The following is an 18,625-nucleotide window of genomic DNA, read 5'->3' as shown; positions in this document are numbered from 1 at the left end:
TCGTAGTGTGAGCCGCATCGCCCCGCCGATACGGCCGGCGAGCGGTTCTCTACGGGTATCGAAGCGTCTACTCAATCGGAGTGAATGGCAATGGCCGACCGGAATGGACTCCAATTGCCGCTGACGGCCGCGCAGTACGGAATGTGGCTGGCCCAGCAGGTGAATCCGGACAACCCGATGTACAGCATCGCCGAATGCGTCGAGATATCGGGCGAGGTCGATTCCATCGTCTTCGAAGCCGCGTTGCGCCGCGTGGTGGCGGAGGCCGAAACCCTGCGCGTCCGCTTCGTACCCGGTCCCGAGGGCCCGGTGCAGACCGTCGACGCGGAACCGGACTGGCAGGTGCACCACCTGGACGTGTCCGGTGCCCCGGACCCGGAGGCCGCCGCCGAGGAGTGGATGCTCGCCCGGGTGAAGGCCCCGGTGGACCTCGACGCCGGACCGCTGTTCACCTTCGGTCTCATCCGGCGCGCCGAGGACCGGTACACCTGGTTCAGCCGGGTGCACCACACCGTCGTCGACGGATACAGCTGGTCGCTGATCGTCTCCCGGGTCGCCGCGCTGTACTCGGCGCTGGCCGTCGGCGCCGAGCCGGCGCCGACCGCCTTCGCGCCCCTGGGCGAGCTCGTCGCACTGGACTGCGCCTACCGGGAGTCCGAACAGTTCGCCGAGGACCGCGCGTTCTGGACCCAGCGGCTCTCCGGAACCACCGAGCCGGTCAGCCTCGCGCCCCGCCCCACCCGGGTTCCCGCCGACCACGTCCGCCAGGCCGGCCGGGTCCCCGCGGGCAGCGCCGACGCGCTGCGCGACCTCGCGCGGGAGCTGCGGGTCAGCTGGCCCGCCGTCGTCGTCGCGGGCATCGCCGGGTACCTGCACCGGCTCACCGGCGCCGAGGACATCGTCCTGGGTCTCGCCGCCGCCGCCCGGCCCGCCGCGGCCGCCAAACGCACCCCGGGCATGGTCTCCAACGCGCTGCCCATCCGGGTGAGCGCCCGGCCGGAGACGACCGTGGCGGACTTCCTCCGCTCGGTGAGCGGCGAACTGCACCAGGCCCTGCGCCACCAGCGCTACCGCTACGAGGACATCCACCGCGACCTCGGCCTGGTCGGTGACCGCAAGCGGCTGTGGGGCCCCGAGATCAACCTGATCATGTACGGCGAGCGCCTCGACTTCGCCGGTCACGGCGCGACCGTCCGCGGCTTCTCGATCGGCCCCGAGGAAGACCTCTCGCTGGTCATCGACAACCGCACCCCGGACGACGGCTTCCTGATCGACTTCCACGCCAACGCCGACCTCTACACCGACGAGGCGGTCCGCGGCCACCGCGAGGCGCTCACCGGCTTCCTCACCGCCCTCGCCGCCGCCGACCCCGCCGATCTGCTGGAGGCCGTGGACCTCTCGGTCCCCGCGGGCTGGACGCCGCCGGTGCCCACCGGGCCGCAGACCGGCGCGGCCCCGGCCGCCGCCTACCGCGCGCCCGGCAGCCCGCGCGAGGAGACGCTCTGCGCGCTGGTGGCGGACGTGCTCAAGGCCGACCGGGTCGGCGTCGACGACAACTTCTTCGAGTGCGGCGGGCATTCGCTCTCCGCGATCCGGCTGCTCGGCCGGATCCGTGAGACCTTCGGCGCCGAACTCTCCATCCGCACCGTCTTCGAGACGCCGACGGTCGCCGGACTCGCCGCGCACCTCGACGGGGCCGCGGGCCGCCGCCGGCCGCTGGAGCCCGTCGCCCGCCCCGCCGAACTCCCGCTGTCCCTCACCCAGCAGCGGCTCTGGCTGGTCAACCAGCTCCAGGGCCCGAGCGGCGCCTACAACATGGGCCTCGCGCTCAAGCTCGGCGGCCGGCTGGACCGGGCCGCGCTGGCCCAGGCGTTCCAGGACGTGCTGGCCCGGCACGAGAGCCTGCGCACCACCTTCCCCGAGACCGACGGCAGGCCGCGCCAGGAGATCCTCCCCCCGGCCGACGCCGCCGCGCGGGTGGAACTCACCGAGCTGGCCGCCGACGCCGCGACGCTCGACGCCACGGTCGCCGCGGTGGTGGCCGAGGGCTTCGACCTGACCGCGGGCCTCGCCGTCCGGCCCCGGCTGCTGGTGCTGGGCCCGGAGGAACACGTCCTGCTGGTCGTCCTCCACCACATCGTCGGCGACGGCCTGTCGCTGGAGCCGCTCGCCCGCGACCTGGGCCTCGCCTACGCGGCCCGCGCCGCCGGTGAACGGCCCGCCTTCGCGCCGATGCCGGTCCAGTACGCCGACTACACGCTGTGGCAGCAGTCCGTCCTGGGCAGCGAGAGCGACCCGGACAGCCCGCTGGCCGGACAGCTGGAGTACTGGAAGGGGGCCCTGGCCGGGCTGCCCGAGCAGCTCCACCTGCCGACGGACCGGCCGCGGCCCGGCGAGCTGTCCCAGCGGGGGGACATCGTCCGCTTCGACATCGCCCCCGCGCTGCACCAGCGTCTGACCGACCTCGGCCGCACCCACAAGGCCAGCCTCTTCATGGTGCTCCAGAGCGCCGTCGCGGTCCTGCTGGGCAAGCTCGGCGCGGGCCAGGACATCCCGCTGGGCAGCGCGGTCGCCGGACGCGGCGACTCCCGGCTGGACGACCTCGTCGGCTGCTTCGTGAACACCGTCGTGTTCCGCAACGACGTCTCCGGCAACCCGACCGTCGGACAGCTCCTCGACCGGTCCCGCGAGATGTCCCTGTCCGCCCACGCCCATCAGGACGTGCCCTTCGAGCGGCTGGTCGAGGCGCTCAACCCGGAGCGCTCGCTCGCCCGGAACCCGCTGTTCCAGGTGATGATGGACGTCCAGACGCCCGCCGGGTCCACCCTGGAACTGCCGGGCCTGACCACCACCCCGCAGCAGGTGGACCCGGGCGTCACCAAGATCGACCTGCTGTTCGGCCTGGACGAGCGCTCGGCCGGCCACGAGGCCGCGACCGGGATCTCCGGACGGCTGGAGTACAGCACCGACCTGTTCGACCGCGCGACCATCGAGGCGATGGCCGGGCGCCTGGTCCGGGTGCTGGAGGCCTTCACCGCCGACCCCGGGCAGCGGATCGGGCGGATCGACGTCCTGACCGCGGCCGAACGCCGCCAGGTGCTCGGCGAGTTCGCGCAGGCGCCGGTGGTGGAGCCCGTACTGCTCCTGCCCGCCCTCTTCGAGCGGCAGGCCGCCCGCACCCCGTCGGCGCCCGCCCTGACCGAGGGGGAGCGGACCTGGTCGTACGCCGAACTCAACGCCCGGGCCAACCGGCTGGCGCACACCCTGATCGCCGCCGGAGCCGGTCCCGAGCAGCGGGTCGCCGTCCTCCTGCCGCGCTCCGCCGAGCTGGTCACGGCCCTGCTCGCGACCCTCAAGTCCGGTGCGGCGTACGTCCCCGTCGACCCCGAGTACCCCGCCGAACGGATCGCGTACATGCTCCGGGACGCGGATGCGGCCCTCGTCCTGGCCCGCCCGGACACCCTGCACGCGGTACCGGACGGGGTGCCCGTGCTCGACGTCACCGAGGAGCGGCACGCCTCCTCCCTCGACCCGCGGGACGACGAGCGCACCGCGCCCCTGGACCCGGCGCACCCCGCCTACGTCATCTACACCTCGGGTTCCACCGGCCGCCCCAAGGGCGTCGTCGTAGGCCACCGGTCCGTCGCCGTCTACCTGGAGTACGCCCGCGAGCGCTACCCGGCGGTCCGCGACAGCACCCTGCTGCACTCGCCGGTCTCCTTCGACCTGACCGTCACCTCGCTGTACGCCCCGCTGATCTCCGGCGGCAGCGTCCGCGTCACGGACCTGGAGGGCCCCGGCACGGGCGCCCCGCGCCCCGCCTTCCTCAAGGCGACCCCCGCGCACCTCGCCCTCCTGGGCGTCCTGCCCGAGGAGTTCTCCCCGACCCGGGAACTGGTCGTCGGCGGCGAGATGCTGATCGGCGAGGTCGTCGACGAACTGCGCCGGCAGCGGCCCGGCATCACCGTCATCAACGAGTACGGGCCCACCGAGGCGACCGTCGGCTGCGCCGAGTTCCGGATCGGCCCCGACGAGAGCGCCCCGAGCGGCCCCGTGCCGATCGGCCGGCCGATGTGGAACTCCGTCATCCATGTGCTCGACCCGGAGCTGAACCCCGTACCGCCCGGCGTCGCCGGTGAGATCCACATCGGTGGCGGCCAGCTGGCCCGCGGCTACCTGGGCCGTCCCGCGCTGACCGCGGAGCGCTTCGTCGCCGATCCGCACGGCCCGGCGGGCGCCCGGATGTACCGCACCGGAGACGTGGGCCGCTGGCGCGCCGACGGCGAGCTGGAGTACCTCGGCCGCGCCGACGACCAGGTGAAGCTGAACGGGTTCCGCATCGAACTCGGCGAGGTCGAGGCGGCCCTGGCCCGGCACCCCCGGGTGTCCGCGGCCGCCGCCACCGTCCGCGAGGACGGCCCCGGCCGCAAGCAGCTCGTCGGGTACGTCGTCCCGCGCGCGGGGGAGGAGGAGGCGCCGGTCGATCCGGACGAGGTGCTCTCGTCCACGCGCGGACCGCTGCCCGCCTACATGGTGCCCGCCGCGGTCGTCGTCCTGGACGAGCTGCCGCTGACCCCGAACGGCAAGCTCGACCGCAAGGCGCTGCCCGCTCCCGCGCTCACCGGTGCGGCCGCGGACGACGACGCCCCGCGCACCGACGTGGAGCGCACCCTCGCCGGGCTCTTCGCCGACGTGCTCGGCCGCGAGAGCGTCGGACTGCACGACAGCTTCTTCGCGCTGGGCGGCGACAGCATCGTCTCCATCCAGCTGGTGGCCCGGGCCCGCAGGCTGGGCCTGGGGCTCTCCCCGAAGGCCGTCTTCGAACTGAAGACCGTGGCGGCGCTCGCCGCCCAGGTCACCGAGGAGGGCGCGGCCCCCGCGGCCGACGAGAACGCCGGGACTGGCCCGTTCCCCGCGACCCCGATCATGCGCTGGCTGGAGGAGCGCGGCGGCCCCGTCGACGCCTTCCACCAGAGCGCCCTGGTCCAGGTCCCGCCCGGCCTCGGCGAAGCCGAACTGGCCGAGGCCCTCCAGGCCCTGCTCGACCGGCACGACGCCCTGCGCACCCGGCTGGAGCGCGGCGGCCCCGGCGGCCGGTGGACGTACGAGATCACCGGGCGCGGCAGTGTGCGCGCGGCCGGACTGGTCCGCCGCGTCGACACCGCCGGGCTCACCGGCCCGCAGCTGCGCGACGCCATCGCGCGCGGCGCCCGCGCCGCATGGGACCGGCTGGCCCCCGAGGCCGGGACGATGGCCCAGCTCGTCTGGTTCGACTCCGGCCCCGGCACCTCCGGCAGGCTGCTCTTCGCGGCCCACCACCTGGTCGTCGACGGGGTCTCCTGGACCGTCCTGCTGCCCGACCTGCGGGCCGCCTGGGAGGCCGTCAGGGACGGCAAGCGGCCGGAACCGGCCCCGGTGGGCACACCGCTGCGGCGCTGGGCCGAACTGCTGGGGGAGCACACCCCCGGCCGCTCCGGTGAGCTGGAGCTGTGGACACGGGCCCTGCGACGGCCCGCCCCCGACCTCACCGACCGGCCGCTCGACCCCGCCGCCGACACCGCGGCGAGCGCCCGCCGGCTCAGCCAGTCGCTGCCCGCCGAGGTCACCGAAGCCCTGCTGGACCGGGCGCCCGGCGCGCTGAACGCGGGCGTGCACGAGGTGCTGATCACCGCCCTGGCCCTGGCCGTCGACCACTGGCGCGCCCGGCGCGGGCTCCCCGGCGATGCGGGCGTGCTCCTGGACCTGGAGGGCCACGGCCGCCAGGAGATCGCCGACGGAGTGGACCTCTCCCGCACGGTCGGCTGGTTCACCACCATCCGCCCCGCCCGCCTCGACCCCGGGGTCGAGGACTGGGCCGGACTGTGGGCGGGCGGAGCCGAGGCGGGCCGGGCGGTGCGCACGGTCAAGGAGCAGCTGCGGGCCGTACCCGACGAAGGCATCGGATACGGGCTGCTGCGCCACCTCGACCCGGTGGCCGGGCCCCGGCTGGCCGCACTCGCCACCGCGCCCCTGCTCTTCAACTACCTGGGGCGGGCACAGGGGCCGGCCGACGGACCCGGCGGCGACTGGACCCCGGCCGCCGAGACCGACGTGGTCCTGGCCGAGGGCGCCGACCTGCCGCTCTCCCACCTGCTGGAGATCAACTGCGTGGCCCGGGCACACCCGGACGGCCCGCGCCTGGAAGCCGCCTGGACCTGGCCGGGGCGGCTGCTCTCCGAGGCCGACGTCCGTGAACTCGCGGACACCTGGTTCCGCGCCCTGCGCGCACTGACCGAACACGCCGAGCGCCCTGACGCTGGCGGCTACAGCCCATCGGACCTGGCGCTGGTGGAGCTTTCCCAAGACGAGATCGACGGGCTTGAAGCCGAGTGGAGGACGCTGTAAATGTCGAAGTCGGGTCCTGAGGACATCCTTCCGCTGTCACCGCTCCAGGAGGGGCTGCTCTTCCACGCGCTGTACGACGAGAGCGGCGACGACGTCTACACCGTGCAGGTCGTGCTCGACCTCGGCGGCGAGCTCGACGCCGCCACGCTGCGCACCACCGCCCAGGCGCTCCTGGACCGGCACGCCGTGCTGCGCGTCGGCTTCCTGCACCCCAAGCAGAGCAAGCCCGTACAGGTCGTCGCCCGGCAGGTGGAACTGCCGTGGGCCGAGAGCGACCTGAGCGGGCTCGGCGAGGAGGCGCGCGGCGAGGAACTCGCCCGCCTGCAAGCCGCCGAGACGGCCCTGCCGTTCGACCTGACCCGCCCGCCCCTGATCCGCTACCGGCTGGTGCGGCTCACGGACGACGCGTACCGCCTCCTCATCACCTTCCACCACCTGCTGCTCGACGGCTGGTCGACCTCGGTGCTGCTCGGCGAGCTGTTCCAGGTGTACGCCAACGGGGGCGACGCCTCCGTACTGGCGCCCGTCACCCCCTTCCGCAGCCACCTCGCCCACCTGGCCCGCCAGGACCACGCGGCGTCCGAGGACGCCTGGCGCCGGGCGCTGGCCGGCCTCGACGCGCCCACCCGGCTGGTGCCCTCCGACCCGGCCCGCGAGGTGGTCCACCCCGAGCAGCTCGTCATGGAGCTGTCCATCGAGGCCACCGAGGCGCTCTCCGCCCGGCTGCGGTCCAACGACCTCACCTTCTCCAGCGCCGTGCACGGCGCCTGGGCGCTGCTGCTGTCGGTGCTGACCGGCCGCGACGACGTGGTCTTCGGCACCGTCGTGTCCGGCCGCGCCCCGGAGGTCCCCGGCATCGAGCGCATGGTCGGCATGCTCATCAACACGCTGCCCGTCCGCGTCCGGACGGGCAGCGCCGACTCCCTGCGGACCGTGCTGGCCGGGCTCCAGCGCGAGCACCTGGAGATGGCCCCCCACCAGAACACCGGGATGCGCGACATCCTGCGGCTGTCGGGACACCCCGAACTCTTCGACACCTACGTGGCGTTCGAGAACTTCCCCTTCGACCTCCAGGGCCTGCGCGACCTCGCCGGGAACCTGACCATCGACGGCTTCGACGTCCTGGACGCCAACCACTACCCGCTCTGCCTCATCGCGCACGTCCACGAGGGCAGGCTCCGGCTGCTGCTCAACTACCGCCCCGACCTCTTCGGGACCGAGGAGGTCGAGGTCATCGGCGGCCGCCTGGTGCGGATCCTGGAGACGCTGACCGAGGACCTGGACAGCACCGTCGCCGGGCTCGACCTGATCTCGGACGGCGAGCGCGCACAGCTGGCCGCGGCCCCCGCCGCCGCGGCGGTGGCGCCCGCCACCTTCCCCGAACTGTTCGCCGCCCAGGCCGCCCGCACCCCGGGCGCCGTCGCGGTCGAGTCCGCGGGCCTGTCCCTCACCTACGCCGAACTCGACGCGCGCACCGACGAGCTGGCGGCGCGGCTGACCGCCCGTGGCGTCGGCCACGAGCAGGTCGTGGCGCTGGTCCTCGGCCGCTCCGTGGAGTCCGTCGTCGGCTCGCTCGCCGTGATGAAGGCGGGCGCCGCCTACCTGCCGGTCGACCCCGACTACCCGGCCGAGCGCATCGCGTTCATGTTCGACGACGCCCGTCCCGTCGCGGTGCTCACCGCGTCCGCGTACGCGTCCGTGCTGCCCCCGGCGCGGGACCTCCAGGTCGTGCTGCTGGACGGTGCGCCGGAGCGGGCCGCCGCGCCCGCCCGCGCCGCCGGCCCGGTGTCGCCCGCCTCGCCCGCCTACCTGATCTACACCTCCGGTTCGACCGGTGTCCCCAAGGGCGTCCTGGTCACGCACGCGGGTCTGGCGGCCTTCGCCGCGACCGAGCGCGACCGGTTCGCGGTCGACGGGACCAGCCGGGTCCTGCAGTTCTCCTCGCCGAGCTTCGACGCCTCCGTGCTGGAACTGTGCATGGCCCTCACTTCGGGCGCCGCGCTCGTGGTGCCCGAGCCCGGACCGCTCGCGGGCGAGCCGCTCGCCGAGCTGATCGCGGCGCGCGGGGTGACGCACGCCCTCATCCCGCCGGCCGCGCTGGCCAGCGTCCCCGCCGTGGACCTGCCCGGCTTCACCTGCCTGATCGTGGGCGGCGACGCCACCTCGGCCGACCTCGTCGCGCGCTGGGCCCCCGGCCGCCGGATGGTCAACGCGTACGGCCCCACCGAGTCGACCGTCGCCGTCTCCATGAGCACCCCGCTGGAGCCCGGCGCCACCGCGCCGCCGATCGGCGCCCCGGTGCTCGACACCCGCGCCTACGTCCTCGACCGGGCCCTGAGGCTGGTCCCGCAGGGCGCCGCGGGCGAGCTGTACGTGGCCGGGCCCGGCCTGGCCCGCGGCTACCTCCGGCGCGCCGCGCTGACCTCGGAGCGGTTCGTCGCCAACCCGTACGGCGTCCCCGGCGAGCGGATGTACCGCACCGGTGACCTCGTACGACTGCGCGAGGACGGCCAGTTCGAGTTCGTCGGCCGCGCCGACGACCAGGTCAAGGTCCGCGGATTCCGCATCGAACTGGGCGAGATCGAGGCCGCGCTGGTCCGCCACGACAGCGTGGACCGGGCCGCCGTGATCGTGCACGAGGCACAGCCCGGCGTGAAGCAGCTCGTCGCCTACGCCGTCCCCGCCGCCGGCGGGAGCGTCGACGCCGGGGTCCTGCGCGCCCATGTCGCCGAACTGCTCCCCGAGTACATGGTCCCGGCCGTCGTCATCGCGCTGGACGCGCTGCCGCTGATGGTCAACGGCAAGCTGGACCGCAAGGCCCTGCCCGCCCCCGAACCCACCGTGTCCGCGGGGCGCGCCCCCGCGGGCGCCCGTGAGGAGCTGCTGTGCACGCTCTTCGCCGAGGTCCTGGGCGTCCCGGAGGTCGGCGCCGACCAGAGCTTCTTCGAGCTCGGCGGTGACAGCATCGCCTCCATCCAGCTGATCAGCCGCGCCCGCAAGGCCGGGCTGCGGTTCACCCCGCGCGACGTGTTCACCCACAAGACCGTCGAGGCGGTCGCCGCCGTCGCGACCGAGTCCACCGGGCCCGCGCGCCGCCGCGCCGCACCCTCGGACGGGGTCGGCGGAGTCCCGCTCACCCCGATCATCCACTGGTTCAGCGAACACAGCGGCCCCGTCGACCCGTTCAACCAGGCCATGCCGCTGCCCGTGCCCGCGGACCTCGACACCGCCCGGATCGCGGCCGTGCTCCAGACCTTCATCGACCACCACGACGCGCTGCGGCTGCGGCTCGCCCGCATCGAGGACATCGGCGAGTGGACGCTGGAGATCACCCCGGTCGGCACCGTCGTGGCCGCCGAATCCCTCCACCGGGTCGACGTCGCCGGCCTGGACGCGGACGCCCTGCGGGCCGTCACCGAGCGGGAGTTCGCCGCCGCCCAGGCCCGGCTCGCGCCCGAGCGGGGCCGGATGGTGCAGGCCGTCTGGTTCGACGCGGGCGCCGACCTGCCCGGCCGGCTGCTGCTCGTCATCCACCACCTGTGCGTCGACGGAGTGTCCTGGCGCATCCTGCTGCCCGAGGTCTCGGCCGCGCTGGAAGCCGCCGCCCGGGGCGCCGCCTTCACCCCCGAGCCGGTCGGCACCTCCTTCCGCCGCTGGGCCCAGCACCTGACGGCCGCCGCCGGAGAGCCGGACCGCATCCGCGAACTCCCGCTGTGGCGCGGCCTGCTCTCCGGACCCGACCCGCTGCTCACCGACCGCCCGCTGGACGCCTCCGACACCCTGGCCACCGCCGGGCACCTGACCCTGAGGCTGCCCGCCGAGGTGACCGAGCCGCTGCTCGGCCGGGTCCCGGCCGCCTTCAACGCGCAGATCAACGACGTCCTGCTCACCGCGCTCGCCGTCGCCGTCGCCGACTGGCGCCGCGGCCGGGGCCGGGGCGAGACCTCCTCGGTCCTCGTCGGACTCGAAGGCCACGGCCGCGAGGACATCGTGGCGGACACCGACCTCTCCCGTACGGTCGGCTGGTTCACCAGCCTGTACCCGGTGCGGCTCGACCCGGGCCGGGTCCCCGCCGCCGAACTCCCCGCGGGCGGCCCCGCCCTCGTCACCGCCCTCAAGGCGGTCAAGGAACAGCTGCGCGCCATCCCCGACAACGGCATCGGCTTCGGCCTGCTGCGCTACCTCAACCCGCGCACCGCCGTCGCCCTGGCGAAGTTCCCCGAGCCGCAGATCGGCTTCAACTACCTCGGCCGCATCGGCGGATCCGGGGACGACGAGCAGGACGGGGGCCTCGGCGGCGGCGCCGACGACGCCACCCCCCTGCCCTACACCCTCACCGCCAACGCCGTCACCGAGACCCACGCCGACGGCCCGCGCCTCACCGCCACCTGGACCTGGCCGGGCGCCCTGCTGACCGAGGACGAGGTGCGCCGCCTCGCCGACGCCTGGTTCGACGCCCTGCGCGCCCTGGTGGCCTGCGCGGAGCGCCCCGAGGGCGTCGGCGGGCTCGTCCCCTCCGACGTACCGCTCGTCCCCCTGACCCAGGCGGAGATCGACGGGCTGGAGCGGGCGCGGCCGCACCTGAGCGACATCCTGCCGCTGTCCCCGCTCCAGGAAGGGCTGCTCTTCCACACCGAGTACGACCAGCGGGCCGAGGACGTCTACATCACCCGGCTGGCCCTGGACGTGCGCGGCGCACTGGACACCGGGGCGCTGCGCGCCGCCGTCGCCGGACTGCTGTCCCGCCACGCCAGCCTGCGCGCCTGCTTCCACCGCACCGCCGAGGGCGTCCCCGTCCAGCTCGTCCCGGCCGAGGTGGCCCTCCCCTGGAACGAGAACGACCTGAGCCACCTCGGGGACGAGGAGCAGCGCGCCGAGCTGGACCGGCTGCTGGTCCAGGAGCGCTCCCGCCGCTTCGACCCCGAGCACCCGCCGCTGCTCCGCTTCACCCTGATCACGCTCGGCCCCGACCGCCACCGGCTGCTCTTCGCCGCCCACCACCTGCTGCTCGACGGCTGGTCCGCCCCCGTGCTGGCCGGTGAGCTGTTCGAGCTGTACGGGAGCCACGGCGACGCCTCGGCACTGCCGGAGGTCGTCCCGTACAAGGACTACCTGACCTGGCTGGCCGGCCAGGACCGCACCGCGGCCGAGGACGCCTGGCGCGGCGCGCTGGCCGGTGTGCAGGAGCCGACGCTGGTCGCCCCCGGAGCCGCCGGGCACGCCGCGGCCCTGCCCGGCCGGATCGTGGACGAACTGCCGGACGGGCTGACCGCGGCCCTCACCGCGACGGCCCGCGCCCACGGCCTCACCCTGAACGCCGTGGTGCAGGGCGCCTGGGGCATCGTGCTCGGCGCCCTCACCGGCCGCGACGACGTGCTGTTCGGCGAGACGGTCTCCGGCCGCCCGCCGGAGCTGCCCGGCGTCGAGTCGATGGTCGGGCTCTTCAGCAACACCGTGCCCGTGCGGGTCCGCCTGGACCCCGCGGCCTCGCTGGCCGAGACCCTGTCCCGGGTCCAGGCGCAGCGGGTCGAGCTGCTCGCCTACCACCACCTCGGCCTCGCCGACCTGCAGAAGCTCGCGGGCCTCGGCACCCTCTTCGACACCGCCGTGGTCTTCGAGAACTTCCCGGCGGAGCCCGGCGCGATGGAGACCGTGCACGGCCTGGCCCTGTCCGAGGTCGACACCAAGGGCGACAACCACTACCCCCTGGGCATGGTGGTGATGCAGGACGAGCAGCGCCTCGTCCTCAACTGGTACCACCGCCCCGACCTGCTCGACGAGCAGGTCGTGAGCTGCGCCACCCGGCAGCTGCGCCGCGTCCTGGAGGCCGTGGCCGACGCCCCGGACACCCCGCTGGGCCGGCTGGCCCTGCTGGACGGCGCCGAGACCCGCGCGCTGACCTCCGGCTCCGCCGGACCGGCCGTGCCCGCCTCCGACGCCCTGGTCCACGAGCTGATCGCGGACCAGGCGGCCCGCACCCCGCACGCCGTCGCGCTCGTCGACGGCGCCCTGGAGGTCGGCTACGCCGAGCTCGACGAGCGGGCCAACCGGCTCGCGCACACCCTGATCGCCCGGGGCGCCGGTCCCGAGACGCTGGTCGCGGTCGCCATGGAGCGCTCCGCCGAACTGGTCGTGACCCTGCTCGCGGTCCTCAAGTCCGGCGCCGCGTACGTCCCGGTCGACCCGGCGTACCCGCGGGAGCGCATCGCGTACCTGCTCCAGGACGCCGCGCCCCGGCTGCTGGTGACCACCCGGGCCGCCGCCGCCGCGCTGCCGGACGCGGACGCCGAGCGGATCGTCGTCGACGACGCGCGGACCGCCGCGGACATCGCGGCCGCCCCGGCCACCGCCCCGGCCGGTCCCGGCCGCCCGGGCGCCGGGCACCCCGCCTACGTCATCTACACCTCCGGCTCCACCGGCCGCCCCAAGGGCGTCGTCGTCGAGCACCGTTCGGTGGTCGACTACCTCCGCTGGGCGGGCGCCGCCTACCCCGGCGCGGCCGGGCGCGCGCTGCTGCACTCACCGGTCTCCTTCGACCTCACCGTCACCGCTCTGTTCACCCCGCTCACCGTCGGCGGCAGCGTGCTCATCACGGCGCTGGAGGAGAGCCCCGGCCTCGCGGCGCGGCTCGCCGGCACCCCGGTGACCTTCATGAAGGCCACCCCGAGCCACCTGCCGCTGCTCGGCGCGCTGCCCGCCGCCTACTCGCCCGTCACCGAACTCCTCCTCGGCGGCGAGGCCCTGCTCGGCGAGGCCCTCGCCGGATGGCGCGAGCGGCACCCGGACGCCACCGTCTGGAACGTGTACGGCCCCACCGAAGCCACCGTCAACGCCACCGAGTTCCGCATCGCGCCCGGCGCCGCGCTCGCCCCGGGACCGGTCCCGATGGGCCGCCCCCAGGGCAACGTACGGGCGTACGTCCTCGACGCGGCGCTGCGCCCGGTCCCGGCCGGGGTCGCGGGCGAGCTGTACCTCGCCGGTCCCTGCCTGGCCCGCGGCTACCTCGGCCGCCCCGCGCTGACCGCCGAGCGGTTCACCGCCGACCCGTACGGCCCGGCCGGAGAGCGGATGTACCGCACCGGCGACGTGGCCCGCCGCCTCGCCGACGGCGACCTGGTGTTCGTCGGCCGCGCCGACGACCAGGTCAAGATCCGCGGTCACCGCATCGAACTCGGCGAGGTCTCCGCCGCGGTCGCCGCGCTGCCCGGCATCGACGCCCAGGCCGTCATCGTCCGCGACGGCGGCGAGAACGGCGCCCGCCTCATCGCCTACGCCGTCCCCGCGGCCGGGAACACCCCGGCGGGCGCCGAACTGCGCGAGCGGCTCGCCGCCACCCTGCCCGAGTACCTGGTCCCCGAGGCCGTCGTGGTCCTGGACGCGCTGCCCCTGACCGTCAACGGGAAGCTGGACCGCGCCGCCCTGCCCGAGCCCGAGTTCGCGGCGGCCACCACCCGCCTCCCGCGCTCCCCGCAGGAGGAGATCCTCTGCGCGCTCTTCGCCCAGGTCCTGGACCTGCCGGCGGTGGGCGTGGACGACGACTTCTTCCAGCTCGGCGGCAACTCGCTGAGCGCGGTGCGGCTCCTCAGCCGGGTCCGGTCCGCCTTCGGGTCCGAGGTCGACGTCAGGGCGGTCTTCGAGGCGCCCACCCCGGCCCTCTTCGCCACCCGGATCGTCCACGGCGACGCGGTCCGGCCCGCGCCCACCGCCCGGCCCCGGCCGCAGGAGGTCCCGCTGTCGTCCGCGCAGCGCCGCCTGTGGTTCCTCGGCAGGCTGGAAGGCCCCTCCGGCTCGTACAACATCCCCCTCGCGATCCGGCTCACCGGCGCCCTCGACCCCGGAGCGCTGGGCGCGGCCGTCACGGACGTGGTCACGCGGCACGAGAGCCTGCGGACCGTCTTCCCCGACACCGGTGGCAGGCCCCGCCAGGAGGTCCGCAGCGGCGCCGACGCCCGGATCCCGCTGGAGAGCGTCCGGCCCGCGCCCGGCGAACTCGACGCGGAACTGCGCCGCGCCGCCGCCCGCGGCTTCGACCTCGCCACGGAACTCCCGCTGCGGGCCACCCTGTTCACCGTCTCCGACACCGAACACGTACTGCTGCTCACCGTGCACCACATCGCCTCCGACGGATGGTCCAACGCCCCCCTGGCCCGCGACCTGTCCGTCGCCTACGCCGCCCGGCACGCCGGACGGGAGCCCGCCTTCGCGCCCCTGCCGGTGCAGTACGCCGACTACACGCTCTGGCAGCGGGACCTGCTGGGCGAGGCCGACGACCCGGACAGCCTCGCCGCACGGCAGCTCGCCTTCTGGACGCAGACGCTGGCCGGCGCGCCCGTGGAACTGGACCTGCCCACCGACCGGCCCCGCCCGGCGGACATGGCCACCGACGGTGCCACGGTGGACTTCACCCTCGGCGCCGCACTCCACGAGCGGCTCGCCGCCCTGGCCCGCACCCACCAGGTCAGCCTGTTCATGGTGGCCCAGGCGGCCCTCGCGGCGCTGCTCACCCGGCTCGGCTCCGGCACCGACATCCCCCTCGGCACCGCCGTCGCCGGACGTCCGGACGAGGCCCTCGAAGACCTCGTCGGGTTCTTCGTCAACACCCTGGTCCTGCGCACCGACACCTCGGGGGACCCGACCTTCACGGAACTCCTGCGCCGGGTCAGGGCCACGGACCTCGCGGCCTACGCCCACCAGGACCTGCCCTTCGAGCGGCTGGTCGACACCCTGGGCCCCGACGTGCGCTCTCTGGCGCACACCCCGCTGTTCCAGGTGTTCCTCGCCTTCCAGAACAACACGGCGCCCAGCCTCGACCTGCCCGGCCTGACGGCCACCCCGGCGGACATCGAACTGACCTCGGCCAAGACCGACCTCGGCTTCGAGCTGACCGAGGCCTTCGACGCCGGCGGCGGGCACGCCGGCCTGCGCGGCATGATCAGCTACCGCACCGACCTGTTCGACCGCTCCACGGTCGAGTCGGTCGCGGCCCGCTACGCCGCCCTGCTCGACGCGGTCGCCACCGACCCGGAACTCCGCGTCAGCCGGACCGACCTGCTCGGCGGCCCGGAGCTGCACGAGGTGCTCACCACCCGCAACGACACGGCCCGCGCCGTGCGCGCGGCGACGTTCCCCGAGCTGTTCGAGGAGCGCGCCGCCGCCACCCCCGACGCGGTCGCCCTCGTCGCGGGCGCCACCGAGCTGACCTACGGGGAGCTCAACGCCCGGGCCAACCAGTGGGCGCACTGGTTCACCGGCCTCGGCGTCGGCCCCGAGCAGCGCGTGGCCGTCGCCCTGCCGCGCTCGGCGGACTGGCTGGCGGTCACCCTCGGCGTGCTCAAGGCGGGCGCCGCCCACCTGCCCGTCGACCCGGGCTACCCGGCCGAGCGCATCGCGTACATCGTCGAGGACGCGCGGCCCGCCCTGGTCCTCACCACCGGGGACGCGGCCGTACGCCTGGCCCTGCCCGGCGGCGCCCCCGTGACCGCCATCGACGCGCCGGAGGTCCGGGCGGCGGTCGACGCCGCCCCGGTGACCGACCCGGGGGCGGCGGACCGTACCCGTCCGCTCGGTCTCGACCACCCCGCCTACGTCATCTACACCTCGGGTTCCACGGGCCGCCCCAAGGGCGTGGTCGTCACCCACCGGGGCATCGCGGGGATGGCCGGATCGCACGCCGAGAACTTCGGCATCGGCCCGGACAGCCGGATCCTGCAGGCCGTCTCGCCCAGCTTCGACGTCTCCATGGCGGACCTGGCGATGACCCTCCTGTCCGGCGCCGCGCTGGTGATCCCGCAGGGCAACGCCTCGCCCGCCGGCGCGGAACTCGCCGCGCTGATCGACGACCACCGCGTGAGCCACCTCCAGATCACCGCCGGGGTGCTGGCCACCCTGCCGCGCACCGAACTGCCCACCCTCGCCACCCTCGCGGTCGGCGGCGAGCCCTGCGCGCCCGACCAGGTCGCGCACTGGTCCCGGGGCCGCAGGCTGCTCAATGTGTACGGGCCCAGCGAGGCGACCGTCTGCTCCACCATGAGCCGCCCGCAGAGCGGCGCGGTCCACCCGCCCATCGGCACCCCGCTGTGGAACACCCGGGTGTACGTGCTCGACGGCTTCCTGCGCCCGGTACCGGACGGGGCGACCGGCGAACTGCACATCGCCGGTGACGGGCTGGCCCGGGGCTACCTGGGCCGGGCCGCGCTGACCTCGGAGCGGTTCGTCGCCAACCCCTTCGGGGCGCCCGGCGAGCGGTTCTACCGCACCGGCGACCTGGTGCGCTGGAACGCGGAGGGCCAGCTGGAGTTCGCGGGCCGCGCCGACGACCAGGTCAAGGTCCGCGGCTTCCGCATCGAGCTGGGCGAGATCGAGGCGGCCCTCGCCCTGCACCCGGACGTCGACCGCGCGGCGGTCTCCGTCCACCAGGACGCGGCGGGCCGCAAGCAGCTGGCGGCCTACGTGGTCCCCGCGGCCGGCGCCGACGCCACGGCGCGGGCCCTGCGCGGCCACCTGACGGAGCTGCTCCCCGAGTACATGGTGCCCGCCTCCTACACCACGCTCACGGCCCTGCCGCTGAGCTCCAACGGAAAGGTCGACCGCACCGCCCTGCCGGAGCCGGACTTCGGCTCCCGCGAGGAGGGCCGGGCGCCCGGCGACGCGAAGGAGACCCTGCTCTGCGAGCTGATCCGCGACCTCCTCGGGGTCGAACGGGTCGGCGTGGAGGACGGGTTCTTCGAACTGGGCGGCGACAGCATCGTCTCCATCCAGCTGGTGAGCCGGGCCCTGGAAGCGGGCCTGGAGTTCACCGCGGCGGACGTACTGCGCCACCGCACCGTCGCCGAACTGGCCGCCGCCGCCACCCTGACCGGCGCGGCCGACGCCGACGGCGGGGAGACGGCCGCCGGTGACGACTCCGGCACCGGAGAGATCCCGCTGAGCCCGGCCGCGCACGCACTGCGCGAACGGGGCGGCCCGGTCGGCCACAGCGCCGCCACGCTCACCCTCACGCTCCCCGCCGACACCGACGAGCCGCGGCTGGTCCGGGCGCTCCAGGCGCTCCTCGACCACCACGACGCGCTGCGGCTGCGGCTGACCCGGCGCGCCGGAAACCTGGTCTGGAACCTGGAGGCCCGCCCGCGCGCCGAGGCCGACGCCGCCGCGCTGCTCACCCGGGTCGACGTCCGGGGCGCCGACGCCGACGCGCTGGCCGCCCTTCTCACCGCGCACACGGAATCGGTCCGCTCCACCGTCGCACCCGAGGACGGCGCCGTGTTCCGGGCCGTCTGGTTCGACGGCGGCCCCGGTGGCGCACACCGGCTGCTGCTCGCGGCGCACACCCTGGCCGCCGACCCGGCCTCCTGGCGGGTCCTCACCGACGACCTGCGCACGGCGTGGGCCGCGGTGACGGCCGGCGGCTCCCCGCAGCTGCCGCCCGTGGGCACCACGTACAAGGCGTGGGCCGAGGAGACGGCCGCCGCGGCGGCCGCCCCGGAGCTGATCGACGAACTCCCCGTCTGGCACGAGATCCTCGGCGCGGGCACGGCTCCGCTCACCCCGCACACCCCCGACGCCCGCCGTGACACCGAGGGCACCGTCCGCCGACTGGAGGTCTCCTTCTCGGCGCTGGAGTCCCGGGCCCTGCTCGCCGCGGTTCCCGAGGCCTTCGCCACCGGAATCACGGAGGTCCTGCTCGGCGCGTTCACGGCCGCCGTCGAGGAATGGCGGGCCTGCCGCGGCCGCGAAGGCGGCAACGGGGTACTGGTCGGCCTGGAGGACGACGGCCGCGGACACGGGCCCGCCGCCGCCCTCGCCCGCACCGTGGGCCGCCTCACCTCCTCCCGGCCCGTACGGCTGGGCGGAAGCGAGCACGGAGCCGACGTGGGCGCCCTGGTCAAGCAGGTCAAGGAGCAGCTCGCCGCCCTGCCCGGCGGCGGAGCGGGCCACGGCCTGCTGCGCCACCTCAACCCGCAGACGGTGCCCCTGCTCGCGGCCCTCGCCGCGCCGCAGGTCCGCTTCGCCTACCACGGCCGCTTCGACGCACCCCTCGCGGACGGCACCGCGCCGTTCGGCGCGGCGGGTGCCGTCCTGGCGGCGGCGGGCGAGGACCCGGACATGCCGGTGACGCACCCGCTCGACGTGGACGTCTGGGTGTACGAGGACGGGGACGAGCCCCGGCTCACGGCCCGCTGGGCCTGGCCCGACGCCCTGTTCGACGCGGTGGACGTGCCCGAACTGGCCGCGGCCTGGCAGC

The 18,625-nt window shown here is 75.2% G+C and carries 2 protein-coding genes (1 of these 2 cut by a window edge); both read left to right on the top strand.

The window, feature by feature from the left end; all coding sequences use genetic code 11:
* Positions 1–90 precede the first annotated feature (90 nt).
* A complete protein-coding gene (locus OHS33_RS12665; protein WP_330330500.1) occupies positions 91–6,384 on the top strand; it encodes an amino acid adenylation domain-containing protein in 6,294 nt (2,097 codons plus the stop codon).
* Positions 6,385–18,625, top strand: the 5' portion of a protein-coding gene (locus OHS33_RS12660) for an amino acid adenylation domain-containing protein (RefSeq protein WP_330330499.1). 3,254 nt of this gene lie beyond the right edge of the window; 12,241 of the gene's 15,495 nt are visible here — the first part of the coding sequence; it begins with the start codon at positions 6,385–6,387; the stop codon falls past the right edge of the window. It begins immediately after the preceding gene.

Origin of the sequence: Streptomyces sp. NBC_00536, from assembly GCF_036346295.1 — a bacterium.
Taxonomy (GTDB): Bacteria; Actinomycetota; Actinomycetes; order Streptomycetales; family Streptomycetaceae; genus Streptomyces.
Note: the sequence above shows the minus strand (reverse complement) of the source record. Positions and strands in the feature narration are given on the sequence as shown.